General features: G+C 55.3%; 7 protein-coding genes. All 7 read left to right on the top strand.

Features of this window, described 5'->3' with window-relative positions; translation table 11 throughout:
* The 7 genes from M0534_RS01345 (at position 1) to brxL (ending at position 14,643) form a co-directional block, all read left to right on the top strand.
* The gene (locus M0534_RS01345; RefSeq protein ID WP_248566605.1) at positions 1-1,722 is read left to right on the top strand and encodes an ATP-binding protein; all 1,722 of its coding nucleotides are present in this window, start codon (positions 1-3) and stop codon (positions 1,720-1,722) included.
* A gap of 152 nt (positions 1,723-1,874) precedes the next feature.
* Entirely contained in the window at positions 1,875-5,285 is a 3,411-nt protein-coding gene (locus M0534_RS01340; RefSeq protein WP_248566604.1) for an N-6 DNA methylase, read from the top strand.
* Positions 5,285-8,530 (top strand): hypothetical protein, encoded by a 3,246-nt coding sequence (locus M0534_RS01335; RefSeq protein WP_248566603.1) that lies wholly within the window; start codon positions 5,285-5,287, stop codon positions 8,528-8,530. Before M0534_RS01340 ends, M0534_RS01335 begins: the two co-directional genes overlap by 1 nt.
* Positions 8,527-9,612 carry an AAA family ATPase gene (locus M0534_RS01330; RefSeq protein WP_248566602.1) on the top strand — a complete coding sequence of 362 codons (1,086 nt, stop codon included), beginning with the start codon at positions 8,527-8,529 and terminating at the stop codon, positions 9,610-9,612. The genes M0534_RS01335 and M0534_RS01330 overlap by 4 nt, the downstream gene beginning before the upstream one ends.
* Positions 9,609-10,262 (top strand): DUF4276 family protein, encoded by a 654-nt coding sequence (locus M0534_RS01325; RefSeq protein ID WP_248566601.1) that lies wholly within the window; start codon positions 9,609-9,611, stop codon positions 10,260-10,262. Before M0534_RS01330 ends, M0534_RS01325 begins: the two co-directional genes overlap by 4 nt.
* Positions 10,259-12,601 carry a BREX-1 system phosphatase PglZ type B gene (gene pglZ / locus M0534_RS01320; protein ID WP_248566600.1) on the top strand — a complete coding sequence of 781 codons (2,343 nt, stop codon included), beginning with the start codon at positions 10,259-10,261 and terminating at the stop codon, positions 12,599-12,601. Before M0534_RS01325 ends, pglZ begins: the two co-directional genes overlap by 4 nt.
* Positions 12,601-14,643, top strand: a complete 2,043-nt coding sequence (gene brxL / locus M0534_RS01315) for a BREX system Lon protease-like protein BrxL (protein ID WP_248566599.1) — start codon at positions 12,601-12,603, stop codon at positions 14,641-14,643. Before pglZ ends, brxL begins: the two co-directional genes overlap by 1 nt.
* Positions 14,644-14,673: the final 30 nt, after the last annotated feature.

Genomic DNA, 14,673 nt, shown 5'->3' with positions numbered 1-14,673 from the left:
ATGAGGACCGCCGCCAACATAGAGTCGTTGCTCCCGGAACTGGAGCACTGCATCGCCGACGACCTGGAAGACCAAGACCTCGATTTCAAGCAGTGGGATCAAAAAAGCCGGGGCAACGCTGTAAAAACCGTGGTCCAGATGGCCGTATGCATGGCCAACGGCGGCGGCGGTACCGTGGTGTTTGGGGTGGCCGACCGGTCCCAAGGGCGTGAGAGTGCCATTATCGGCGTTCCGCCGGAAATCGACATCAACCTGCTGAAAAAGGCGGTTTACGACCAGACGGATCCGAAAATAACCCCGGTATTCGAAGAGCTGGTCGTGCCGGAGGGCACCGGTCGCCTGCTGCTTATGCAAATCTACCCCGGCATGCCGCCCTACACCGACAGCGCTGGCCGGGGCACCATCCGTGTAGGCAAAGATTGCCAGCCGCTCACCGGCACCTTGCGCCGCAAAATCGGGGTGGAAACGGGCGAGACCGATTACACTGGCGAAGCCGTCTCCCCCGTGGACAACCAGTTACTATCCGCCACCGCCCTCGAGTCCCTACGCAATCAGGCCCGCAAGGAGCGGGCGCCGGAGGACCTGCTACGCCTGACCGATGTTGAGCTGCTGTCCACCTTGGGCCTGATCAAGCACGGCAAACTGACTCGCGCGGCGCTGTTGCTGGCCGGTACCGAAGCCGCCATCCGGGAGCATCTTCCCGGCCACAACTGGACGTTCCTGCAAATGACTTCGGATACCGAGTACGGCATCCGGGAGGATCGGGTCAGTGCCTTGCCATTGTCCGTTCAACGCATTGAAGAACTGCTGGTCCCCTTCAACCCCATCACCACCTATCAGCAGGGCCTGTTCCACTACGAATACCGCACCTGGCCGGAAATCGCCGTGCGCGAGGCGTTGATGAATGCCTTCTGCCATGCGGATCTGCGCATCGCCGGGCCGGTGATGGTCAAGCTTTACCCGGACCGGCTGGAAATCAGCAACAACGGGGGCTTCATTGCCGGCATTACTCCCAACAATATCCTCCATCACCAGCCCGCCGCCCGAAATCCGCTGCTGGTGGAGGCTCTGACACGCTTACGCTTGGTCAACCGCAGCAACCTGGGAATAAACCGCATGTTTTCCGCCTTGCTCATTGAAGGCAAGGAACCGCCCCAGATCCGCGAGATCGGCGAATCCGTGCTGGTGAGCTTTCCCAAACGGGACCTGAATGCCGCCTTCCGCCTGTTCGTGGCCGAGGAGAGCGAGCATGGCCGCAACCTGGGCGTGGACGAGCTCCTGCTGCTGCAATACCTGCTGCAACATCCGGAGTTGGATACTGGAACCGCCGCAGCCCTGTGTCAGCGTAGCGAGGCGGAAATCCGCGAGCGGCTCTCGGCCATGGAGTCCGCCGGCTATATCGAGCATGGCGGCACTGGCCGGGGAGCCTATTGGTGCGTTCACCCGGACCTCTATAACCGCCTGGCCGAAGACGGCCAGGGCGAGGCCCGCCGCCGCATCGACTGGGAGGCCGCCAAAACCCGCGTACTCAGTATTCTGATGGAGCGCGCCCGCCGCAACGAGCCAGGCCTAAGCAACAAGGAAATCCGGCAGATCACGCGCTTCGATCGCAACCAGGCCCGGCGCCTGATGCAGGAGCTGATGCAGGAGAACACCGGCCTCCAGCAGGTGGGTGAGCGGCGCTGGGCGCGCTATGAGTACAGCAATGCGCGTCAGCATTGAAATGCGCATAGAGAAAACTCTATGCGCAGACTATGCGATTATTGGTAATAATTGCGCATATCAAGCCGCACCGATGCGAGAGGAAAAAGTGCTTTCCCGGCACAAGCGCAGTAGCCGTGGCATCACTTCAAGGATTTGGGACGTAAAACAACATGCAGCCACTCGACAAGACTCTGAGAAGCCAGTTGGAGCGCGCTGTCAAGGCCGCCCGGGACATCGCCGAAACCGGTGCCCGCGCCGCCCTGGAGCAGCTTGGCGTTGGCGACCCGGCACCGGCCTCGCACTTGAGCGAGACCGACCGGGAGCTGCGCCGCAAGCTACGCGCCCATGGCCGCCAACTGGGCGACGCACTCAACGGCGGTAAGGTCCTGACCATGGATCGCCTGGTGGAGGAAATCGCCTACGAGCACTGGCACCGCATGCTCTTTGCCCGCTTCCTGGCGGAAAATGACCTGCTGATGTACCCGGACCCGGACGAGCCGGTGGCCATCACCCTGGAAGAGTGTGAAGACCTGGCTGCCGATGAAGGCGCCACCAACGGCTGGGAACTGGCCGCCCGTTATGCGGCCCGTATGCTACCGCAGATTTTCCGGCTGGACTCCCCGGTTTTCCAACTCGCCCTGCCACCGGAACACCAACAGGCCCTGGAGCGCCAGGTCGCGGACCTGCCGCTGGAGGTGTTCACTGCTTCCGACAGCCTGGGCTGGGTCTACCAGTTTTGGCAGGCCAAGAAGAAGGAACAGGTCAACCAGTCCGAAGTTAAGATCGGCGCCCGGGAGCTCCCCGCCGTCACTCAGCTCTTCACCGAGCCCTACATGGTCAGCTTCCTGCTCGACAACGCCCTAGGTGCCTGGTGGGCGGCCCGGCAGCTAAGTGAAGAGGACTTGAAGAACGCCGAAAGCGAAGGAGAACTGCGCCAGAAGGCGGCCATCCCCGGTGTACCCTTGGAGTACCTGCGGTTTGTGAAACAGGAGGACGCAACCTGGACACCAGCTGCCGGTACCTTCGATACCTGGCCGGAACGATTGGCCGACCTGAAAACCCTGGACCCCTGCTGCGGCTCCGGCCACTTCCTGGTGGCCGCCTTCCTGATGCTGGTGCCCATGCGCATGGAGCGAGATGGTTTGTCCGCTCGCGACGCCGTGGATGCGGTGTTGCGAGAGAACATTCATGGTCTGGAGCTGGATCAGCGTTGCGTGGAGCTGGCCGCTTTTGCGTTGGCCTTAACCGCTTGGAAATATCCGGGCGCTGGTAGCTATCGTGCTTTACCGGACATAAACCTAGCCTGCTCCGGCTTGTCGATAACGGCGGAAAAAGAGGATTGGTTAGAATTAGCAGGAGACAACAACGACCTGAGAATGGCGCTAAAGGAGCTTTATCGTCAGTTTAAGGATGCCCCCGTACTCGGCAGCTTGATTAATCCCGCTTCAAGCCTGGGGATAGGTTCGCTATTCGAGTTGAAGTGGGACGAAGTAGGGCCATTGCTGACACGAGCTTTGGCAGATGAGGGGAATGATGAAATAGCAGAGATGTCAGTGGTCGCGAAGGGAATCGCTAAAGCAGCCGAATTACTAGCTTCGAAATATGAATGGGTTATCACGAATGTCCCGTATAAAACGAAAGGGGATTTAACACAACAACTCCAACAGTATTTAGAAGAAAAGCATTTCGACTCAAAGGCAGCTTTAGAAACGGCTTTCTTGGATCGATGCTTGTCGTCTCTGGTACGTGGCGGTAGAGCGAATCTGGTTCTTCCGCAAAATTTCTTATTCTTGTCCAGCTACAAACGGCTCCGCAGGCGCCTGCTTCAAAAGAACAAGCTAGAATTTATTTCGTGGTTAGGTGAAAAAGCGTTCACCACACCAGTTGATGCGGCACCAATACTCATTTCTATTGCCAATCAAATTCCGGCCGATTCCAGCTTTATGGCATTAGACCTTGGTGATGCGTTCGATGTCGATAGTAAAGCCAACGCCCTAAAACTGTCTCATATTGTATTTCTAAAGCAACAGGACCAGCTAGCCAATCCTGACCATCGCATCACTATCAAGTCGACAAATGAGTCGTCGCTTCTATCGGCAGTCGCATACTCCAATCAAGGAATCCCAACAAGCGACACGCCTCTGTTCGTCCAGTTCTTCTGGGAACAGTTCAACCAGTCGGAAGATTGGGAATATTTCCAAAGCACTCTTGGGAGATCCTCATTCTACGGCGGAAAAGAGAAGATAGTTCTTTATGAAAATGGAAATGGGAAAATGAGGGCCCTTTCCTCTGCTCAAGAACGTGACCGGGGAAGAGATAAGCAAGGAAAGAACGCATGGGATAAAACTGGAATTTCTGTGAACTTGATGGGCACATTGTCAACATCCCTCTACGGTGGAAACAAGTTCGACATAAACGTCGGAGTTATAACTCCTGCCGATAAAAAATATTTAGCAGCAATATGGACCTACTGCTACTCCGATGCTTTTGATCAAGCAGTAAGGACGATTGATAAGAAGCGAAACGTGACAATCGGAACCCTTGTCAAGGTACCGTTCGACCTAGCCCATTGGACCAAAGAAGCAGAGGGGCTCTACCCTAACGGGTTACCTGAGCCCTACTCAGACGACTCGACCCAATGGATCTTCCATGGCCACCTCTGCGGCTCGGTCGTGTGGGATGAAGAAGAAAAGTGGACAGTCTTAGGCCCACTCCGCACCGACGACACAGTCCTGCAAATCGCCGTTGCCCGCCTGCTCGGCTACCGCTGGCCCGCTGAATTAGATACCGATATGGAGCTGGCCAATGAGCAGCGTGAATGGGTTAAGCGCTGCGAGGCATTGCTGCCCTTCGCCGATGAAGACGGCATTGTCTGTATTCCCCCGGTGCGTGGTGAGGCCTCAGCCGCCGACCGCCTGCTGAACCTGCTGGCCACTGCCTACGGTGAGGCATGGTCCACCGATGTTCTGGCAAAGCTTCTGAAAAGTGCCGACCACGCCGGCAAAACACTGGAAACCTGGCTGCGGGATAAGTTCTTCGCCCAGCACTGCAAACTATTCCAGCACCGCCCCTTTATCTGGCACATCTGGGACGGCCTGTCCGACGGCTTCGCCGTCTTGGTCAACTACCACAAACTGGGCCGCAAGAACCTGGAAACCCTGATCTACACCTACCTGGGCGACTGGATCAGCCGCCAGAAGCAGGACCAGTCCAGCGGGGTCGACGGCGCCGAAGAGCGCCTGGCCGCCGCTGAATCCCTGAAAAAGAAGCTGGAACAGATCCTCGAGGGCGAAGCCCCCTATGACATCTTCGTTCGCTGGAAGCCCATCGAACAACAACCCATAGGCTGGGACCCGGACCTCAACGACGGCATCCGCCTCAATATCCGTCCCTTCATGACTGTAGGCGACGTCAAAAAGAAAGGCGCCGGCATCCTGCGCGACAAACCCAACATCAAATGGACCAAAGACCGTGGCAAGGATGTGGAATCTGCACCCTGGTATCAGACGTTTAAGGGCGAGCGGATTAACGACCACCATCTGACGCTTGCTGAAAAAAGAGCCGCACGGAAGAAAGTCTAATGAGCGGCGATGATAGACAACGCGCTCTGGGTGGCCTTCAGATAACAACAATGGAGGCCGAAACCACCCAGGCTATAGAAACCTTATCCCTGTCACCCGCTTTGGTAGATCCGGGGCTTATACCTATCCTGGAAAACCGTTTTACCGAAGCGCAGCGTTGTCTCTCCCATTCCCCTATGGCCACTATTATGTTGTGCGGCTCCTTACTGGAAGGTTTGCTACTTGGCTTGGCGAACAAAAAGCCTGCGGACTTCAATCGGTCTCCGCAAAGTCCCAAAGATGAAAACGGCAAACAAAAACCGTTTAAAGACTGGAGTCTCGCACAGCTTATAGATGTTGCTCACAACATTGGAATCCTTCGGCTCGATGTAAAGAATTTCGGGCAACATCTGAGAAATTTTCGTAACTACATCCACCCCTACCAGCAGATGAAAGAGGGCTTTGATCCGGACAGGTACACCGCTGAGATGAGCCTTACCGCTGTTAAGGCGGCAATCTATAACCTAGCCAGTAATGTGAGGCCTGAGAAAGATGAACTTTCAGATGACTGGAAGAATCATCCAGATGCGACCCTGTTAGCACTGGTAAGTCTGGTTGGATCATGGAATGAAAAAAAGCACGCTGACAAGGAGGCTCTATCTCGCATTCTCGATATGAGATACGAAGATTGGATTAAGGTCGCTCGTGAAATATTACACCTGCCAAATAGCCCCCTATCGTTGAAAGATGGCGTGTGGGTTGTAACCCATCGGAAAGAGTTATTTAATCTTCTGGGCTCGAGAATTCTTGATCCAAACCTGGAGGTATTTAAATCGCTGGCCATTACTGTTTTGAAAGAACAGGATCCCGCTTTTGAGCTGCCACCAGAAGAGCGTTATGCAGCTAGCATTCACGGGAAAGTACTGAGCTATTCCCCCGCAATTCGCAGCGGGCTTGCAGAAGGGTTGGCCATTCTGGGTTGTTATGCGGAAGCTTGCAGCAACTGCACTCTTGGAAATGCCGACATAACAGCCGTTCTGGCGATTCGGGATATCTTTGGCGAAGCGGATTGGACGTTATGGGGAAGTCTTAACGGTCTGCTGCCTACCTTGTCCGAAGCAGCGCCCAAGGAATTTCTAGATGCCGTAGAAACAGCTTTACGGTCGTCCCCTTGCCCATTCGATGAGCTCTTTGTGCAGGAAGGCGTTGGCATCACCGGCAGCAACCATATGACAGGGCTGCTCTGGGCTTTGGAAGGTATAGCTTGGGATGAGCAGTATCTTGTTCGAGTATGTGATCTGCTCGCTGAACTAGCCAGCCATGATCCAGGTGGCCAATGGGCAAACCGCCCAGCCAACTCTTTGACCGACATTTTGCTTCCCTGGATGCCGCATACACTTGCAAGCATTGAAAAGCGTAAGGTAGCTGTACAGACCGTTATCAACGAATGGCCAGACATTGGCTGGAGCCTTTTGCTAAGCCTGCTCCCCAACCAACACCAGATGACTTCTGGCACCCATAAGCCGCAGTGGAGAAAGATCATCCCGGATGACTGGGAAAAAGGGGTTACAAAACATGAGTATTGGTTACAGACATCGTCATACGCTGGGCTAGCGGTCAGTGCAGCCGGACTGGATGTTGCCAAGCTTTCTGAGTTGATTGACCACTTTGACAATCTGACTCGGCCAGCATTCGATCAGATGATTGAAACCCTGTCTTCCGATCAGATTCGGTCGCTTCCTGAAGATCAACGACAAATCCTATGGCGCCGACTTTCTAAGTTCACCAAGAAACACCGGCGATTCCCAGAGGCAGAGTGGTCGCTACCTGACGAGCTATTAAAGCCGCTCGAGGCAGTTATGGATAAGCTGGCCCCGACTGATCCCTTACTCTTATACCAGGAGCTTTTTTCAGGTCGAGACTTTGACCTCTACGAGGAGTCTGGAAACTGGGAGGAGCAGCGTAGAAAGCTTGATGAGCGGCGAGCATCGGCCATCAGTGAGATTATTGCAAAAGATGGTATAGACGGTGCAATTCGTTTTGCCGAGACCGTTTCATCACCTCGTGATGTTGGCGCCGCATTGGCTCACCTATCTGTGCTGAATATTGAAAAAACGCTGCTACCGAACTTTTTGGATTCGGAGAACGAAAAGCACCTGGACCTGGTGGGCGCGTTTATATGGCGCCGCCGTCATGATGAGGGCTGGGATTGGTGCGACAGAGTAAATAGAGCGGGATGGAGCCACGGACAAATAGGACAATTTCTGGCTTGCTTGCCTTTCACTCGAGATGCTTGGGCGCGAGCAGGCCAGTGGCTCGACAAACATGAGAGTCAATACTGGAATCGGGCAAGTGCTTTCCCCTATGAGGCGAAGGAAGATCTTGGGTTTGCCATTGATAAGCTACTCGAATACGGGCGGCCACACGCTGCCATAAACTGTCTGGAAAGAATGCTGCACTCGAAGAGTGCGGTTGATCCACAGCAATGCGTGCGCGCTCTTCTTGGGGCGCTAAGATCCAGCGAGTCGAGCCACGCCATGGATAGTTATCACATGGTTCAGCTGATAAAGCACTTACAGTCGGATAGCGCCGTTAGTGATGATGACCTTTTCAGGGTCGAATGGGCTTATTTGCCTTTACTTAATCAACTCGATGGAAATAAACCTGTTTTCTTGCACAGGAAATTGGCTAATGAGCCTGATTTTTTCTGCGAAGTGATTCAGCTGATTTATCGTTCGAACAAAGAGGGAGACAATACCGATAAACCTTCTGAAGATAAAAAGGCTATAGCCACCAACGCCTATCGATTGATCAGCGAATGGAGTCGCCCCCCAGGGCAAATGGATGATGGATCGTTCGACGCAGAGCATTGCAGAAACTGGCTTGAGAAGGTGAAGGTTACCTGCGCGGAATCCGGGCATTTAGAGCCCGCCCTTGTCCATATCGGTGAAGTATTACTTCACGCACCTCAAGATGAGGATGGATTGTGGATTCATCGTGCTGCTGCCGATGTCCTAAATAGCCGGGACTCTGAAAAAATGCGAAGAGGTTTTCATTCAGCGGCGTTCAGTTCCCGTGGAGTCCATTGGGTTGATCCAACCGCCAAGCCAGAAAAAGAGCTTGCAGAGCGGTACCGCCAGAAGGCAGAGGATGTCGAGAATGCTAATTTTCACAGGTTAGCTCGCACTCTACGGGATTTGTCTGAAATTTATGATAGGGAAGCCGAACGCATCATATCTGAACATCATAAGGGTGACGAACAATGAACCCAAATCAACTATCTCGCATCGTGTTGCGCGGGTTCAAATCCATCCGCGAGTGCGATCTGGAGCTGAGAGAACTTAATGTGCTTATCGGCCCCAACGGCGCTGGCAAGTCAAACTTTATCGGCTTCTTCCGGCTGATTCAGCAGATGCTTGAAGGCAACCTACAGCGCTATGTCAGCAAACAGGGTGGTCCTGATGCTTTGCTGCACTTTGGGCGCAAAAATACAGAGCAGATCCACGCCGAACTTTATTTCGGCAACAATGGCTACAAGTTTACCCTGGAGCCAACCCAGGATAACCGCATGATGTTTGCGGAAGAGAACTTTTGGTGGAACATGAAAGGCGACTGGACGATTAGTTCTGGTCACTTCGAAACGGAAGTGGAATCGCAGAAACGTTTTACACGGATTTACGATTACACGGTTCCGCCCATGAAGAGCTGGCGTCTTTATCATTTCCATGACACCAGTGACAGTGCTCTAGTCAAACAACGCCATGGTATCAACGACAACCTCTACTTGCGTCCGGATGCCCGAAATTTGGCCGCATTCCTTTACCTCCTAAAAGACCAGCACCCATCCCATTACAAACGTATTGTTAAGACAGTCCGCTTGGTCGCACCCTTCTTCGGGGATTTTCTGCTGCGCCCACAGCCAGACAGCAAGGATCAGATAGAGCTTGAGTGGACAGAGAAGGGGGAAGATGTGCCTTTTAAGGCCCACCTGCTGTCTGATGGAACCCTGCGGTTTATTTGCCTGACGACAGTTCTTATGCAGCCCGAGGAACTGCAGCCTGAGACAATTTTGATTGATGAACCGGAACTGGGGCTCCATCCATTCGCGATCAATTTGCTTGCGTCTTTATTGCGGTCAACGTCCAAGAATAAGCAAGTCATCGTTTCCACCCAATCTACTGACCTTCTGAATGAATTTTCCTCAGAGGATGTTGTGGTTGCGGATCGAACAGAGGGTTATACCCATCTACACCGTCTCGACACCAAGGCGCTGGACGCTTGGCTCAATGAATACTCTCTCGGGGAGCTATGGCAGAAAAATGTTCTGGGTGGGAGGCCAACACGATGACCCGGGTACATATTTTCTGTGAAGGCCAAACGGAAGATGTGTTTGTGCGCGAGGTGCTCGGTCCGCACTTTCAACGCCTTAACATCTGGCTGAACCCCATCATTATTCGCACCGGCCCGCAAGGAAAGGGCGGTGTGTCGTCTTATGGGAAGATAAAATGGCAGGTGGAGAATAAATGCAAGGAGGATGCCTCCGCCTGGGTTACCACATTGCTGGACTTCTATGGGTTACCCACTGAATTTCCGGCCATGGAAGCGCCAGGAGATTCCATCACTCGGGCTAAAGCAGTAGAAGAGGCCTTTCAGAACGATATTGCCCAACCTAATTTCTTGGCCAATGTGGTTGTGCATGAATTTGAAGGTCTCTTGTTTAGTGCCCCGTATGCCTTCTCAGACTGGTTTGATGAGCCAGGTGTGGTCGCTGAACTAACGGAGATTCGCCGTGGTTTCGACAGCCCCGAGCACATCAACGAAGGTCTAGAGACAGCACCTTCAAAACGCATTCTGGCAGTATGCGATACCTATGACAAAGTTACTCATGGCTCATTAATAGCTTTGGATATCGGCCTGGATGCTATCCGTCAGGAGTGCCCTCTATTTGATGCATGGGTAGGACGGATAGAGGCATTGGGTGCCAGAGGTGGTGCATGAGGGTTATTGATAATCTCCTGAAGTCTGTTCGAGACGCGGCTACCTTTAACCCAGACATTCAGGTCGCCCCTGCCGGCATCCTCTGGCCAGACCGTGACCGGCAATGGGAAGCGGTTATTCCGGTCCTTCAGGCGGAACTGCCGGAGCTTCTGGTGCTAGGTGACTATGCCCCAGAAAAACGCACCGGCCCAGCGATTTGGCTACGCTGCGTGATTGCCGGCTTGGCGGATGAAGTATCCCTGGACGATGGCAGGATACCCATTCTCTACCTGCCCGGCGTCAGCCGTCAGGATCTGCGGGCGGTGGAAGGTTGCCCGGACTTGCTCAAGCCGCTGGCTGAGTTGCAATACCGTGGCGTGATCTGGTCCCAGGTGAATGCCAAGGACTGGACCATCCTTGCCTACCTGAAGTCGGATCAGGGTGGTCTTGGCCTCGATGTGGCACAGGACAGCGAAACCCGGCACGCCATGCAACTGGCGCTGTACCGACTGCTCGACGAAGACGTCGACTTGCTCAAGGGCAAACGCCTGGATAAGGATTACTTCAATACCCTGTTAACCGGCGGCGACCCCACCCGGGATCTGCTGCTGTGGCTGGACCAGGGCGATGCATTCCAGGCTGCGAGGGGTGAGAACGAATGGCAGGCTTTTGTGGCGGTATGCACCTCCCAGTTGGCTTTCAACCCACAGCATGAGGGTGTGCTGGCAGGGTGTGCGAAGCTTGCGGCCCACGAGGGGCCTTGGCAGGCGGTTTGGCAACGTTTCTGCGAGGCGCCCCACCGCTACCCCCATATCCCGGCCCAAATTCGCAAATGCCAACCGCCGGCCTTTGATCTGTTTGCCGATGAAACCGTGGCCGGTGGCTGGCCTCAGTGGAACCAGGGCCAGGAAGACCACCTGCGCCGTGACTTGCTGGCTCTGGCCCAGGCGCCGGCGCACCAGGCACGGGCCAGAATACTGGAGCTCGAACAGATACACGGCGGCAGGCGATCACTCGTTTGGGCGGAGCTAGAAGAAGCTCCGCTGGCGTGTGCACTGGAACACTTGGCCGCCATGGCCAACTATGCGAAATCGTCTCTGGCGGCGGGCTCTGTGGATGATCTGATGGACGGCTATGCCAACGCTGGCTGGAAAGCGGATGACGGCGTAATGCGCGCCTTGGCCCAAGTGGAGAGTACGTCTGACTTTGAGGCTGTCACAGCGGCAGTTCGGGCGGTTTACCTGCCGTGGCTCGAAGAGTCCGCCCGCTACCTGCAGAAGATCGTTGATGGTGCCTCCTATCCGGGTGGCTCCTGCACAACAGTGGCCCCCTTTCCGGCCAGTCCCGCCGATTGTGTGCTCTTTGTCGATGGGCTGCGCTTTGATACGGGCAAGCGGCTGGCAGAGATGCTCGAAGCTTCAGGGCTGTATGTGGACGAGGCGCCCACCTGGGCCGCTTTGCCCAGCGTGACCGCCACAGGCAAGGCGGCGGTGACACCGGTCCGGGAAAAAATTCGGGGGGAAGATGGCAGCGGGGATTTCGAGCCCGCCGTGGCGGCGACCGGTCAGTCCCTCAAAGGTGGCTATCACCTCAAGAAACTGCTGAAGGACAACGGCTGGACGCTGCTGGATCGAACAGAGAATGGCCAGGGGGAAGGTTTCGCCTGGTGTGAGTTTGGTGACATCGACCATGAAGGTCACGACCGTGGCTGGAAGCTGGCCAAACATCTGGAAAGCCTTTTGACGGAAGTGCGGAACCGCATTACCGAGCTGTTGGCGGCGGGCTGGAAGCGAGTGCGCGTCGTCACCGATCATGGCTGGCTGCTTCTGCCCGGGGGACTCCCCAAAATTGATCTGCCCAGCGTACTGGCTGAGAGCAAATGGGGTCGCTGTGCCGCACTGAAGGCCGGTGCGGAAACTCAGGAGCGACTCTTCCCCTGGTACTGGAACCCCAGTCACTACTTTGCGCTGGCCGATGGCATCAGTTGTTTCAAGAAGGGTGAGGATTACGCTCACGGTGGCCTGAGCCTACAGGAATGCCTGACACTCCAATTGGTGGTGACGGGCGGGGCCTCCGCACAAGGGGCCATCGAGTTTACTGACCTGGTGTGGAAAGGGTTGCGCTGCACGGCGGCGGTGACGGGCGACTATTCAGGGCTCACATTGGATATCCGTACCCACCCGGGTGAAGCGGCCAGCAGTGTGGTGGTCGGCTCGAAGCCGTTCAAGTCAAATGGCACCGCCTCCGTGGTTGTCGAAGATGAAGACCTGGAAGGGCAGAAAGCGGTGGTTGTTCTGCTCGACGAAAATGGTTCTCTGGTTGCCCAGACGGACACTGTTATCGGTGGGGAACAGATTTGATGGAATTGGACGATATCGACAGAAAGGCGGCGACCGCCCTGGATGGGTACCTGGTGCGAAAGGACCTGGTACGAACCTTCAGCCGCCAATTCCCGGTCCCCACCTATGTGGTCGAGTTCCTGTTGGGAAGATACTGCGCAAGCACCGATCAGGAAGAGATCAACGAAGGCTTGGAGATCGTGCAGCGGCAGCTCAAGTCTCGCACCGTTAAGGCCGGTGAGGAGGAGCTTTTCAAGGCTCGAGCCAGGGAAAACGGCGAAGTTAAAATCATCGACCTGATTACAGCCCGCCTGGACGCGAAAACGGACTCCTATATTGCGTCTCTTCCCAGCCTTCGTCTGAACGACGTACGGATTACGCCGTCTTTGGTGAACGAGCACGAGCGGATGCTGACCGGCGGTTTCTACGCCGAGGTGACGCTCAACTACGATGCTGCCATTGCCCAGGAAAGTAATGGTCGCCCTTTCGGTGTTGAAGGGCTGCGGGAGATCCAGCTTTCCAAGCGAGACGTTCTGAATATCTTGGCGGCCGCCCGGAAAGAGTTTACGACGCAGGAATGGAAGGAGCTGCTACTGAGGTCCACCGGGATTGAGGCCAGCGGCCTGTCGGAGCGGCAACAGGGCGCGCTTCTGCTGCGTATGGTGCCCTTCGTTGAGCGCAACTATAACCTGGTAGAGCTTGGCCCCAGGGGGACCGGTAAGAGCCATTTATTCCAGCAAGTGTCACCCTACGCGCATCTTATATCCGGTGGTAAGGCCACGGTGGCCAAGATGTTTGTGAACAACGCCAGCGGCCAACGGGGCTTGGTCTGTCAGTACGACGTGGTCTGCTTCGACGAGGTCTCCGGCATTTCCTTCGACCAGAAGGACGGCGTGAACATCATGAAGGGCTACATGGAATCCGGTGAGTTTAGCCGTGGTAAGGAAAACATTCGCGCCGACGGCAGCATCGTGCTGGTAGGCAACTTTGACGTGGATGTGGAACACCAGCAGCGGATCGGGCACCTCTTCGGTCCCATGCCTCCGGAGATGAAAGACGATACGGCCTTCATGGACCGTATCCACGCCTTCTTGCCAGGCTGGGACGTGCCGAAAATCAGCAAGGAGCTGCTAACCGACCATTTCGGCCTGGTCAGCGACTTCCTGTCGGAGTGCTGGAGCCAGCTGCGCAATCAGAGTCGGATTAGCCTGATTCAGAACAGGGTGTTCTTTGGTGGCGCGCTGTCCGGGCGGGATACCAATTCGGTGAACAAAACGGTCAGCGGCCTGCTCAAGCTGCTTTATCCTGGTGATGATGGGGTCTCGGACGAAGATATCGAATGGGCCGTTCGCATTGCCATGGAAGCCCGGCGCCGGGTGAAGGAACAGCAGAAGCGGATTGGTGCGGCAGAATTCAGGAATACCCATTTCAGCTATGTCATGGGCGCCGACGGTGTCGAGAAGTTTGTTTCCACTCCGGAACTCCAGAGCGATAACAGTATTGGTGACGATCCCCTGGAACCTGGCCAAGTATGGACTATCTCTCCAGGTGGCGGTGAGGAACATCCCGGCCTGTACCGGATCGAGGTGAACGAAGGGCCAGGGTCCGGCGTCAAGGTCCTCAACAAGCCGGTACCGCCCGCGTTCAAGGAAAGCATCGGTTATGCAGAGCAGAATCTTTACGCCCGGTCGGCGCAGCTGGTGGGCGACAAGGATCCACGTCAACACGAGTTTACGGTTCAGTTGCGCGCTTTCGACGCTTCCAAGTCAGGGACAAAGCTGGGAATGGCGTCAGTAATTGCGCTGGGCACTGCGCTTCTTAAGAGGAGCGTGCGCGGCGGTTTGATCATTGTTGGCGAGATAAACTTGGGCGGCTCCGTTGAGTCTATTCACAATCCGGTCACGATCGCGGAAATCGCTGTAGAGAAGGGCGCCACTGTATTGCTGATGCCAGTCGCCTGCCGTCGACAGTTGTTTGACCTCTCGGATGATATGGCGACCAAGATCGATATTCAGTTCTATTCTGACGTGCGAGATGCGCTGCTTAAAGCTATTACAGAATAGGCCTCAAGCCGATGGCGCAGTACACCTCAA

The sequence above is a fragment of the Methylonatrum kenyense genome (assembly GCF_023195885.1).
Lineage (GTDB): Bacteria > Pseudomonadota > Gammaproteobacteria > Nitrococcales > Aquisalimonadaceae > Methylonatrum > Methylonatrum kenyense.
This window is presented reverse-complemented; position numbering and strand designations above follow the sequence as displayed.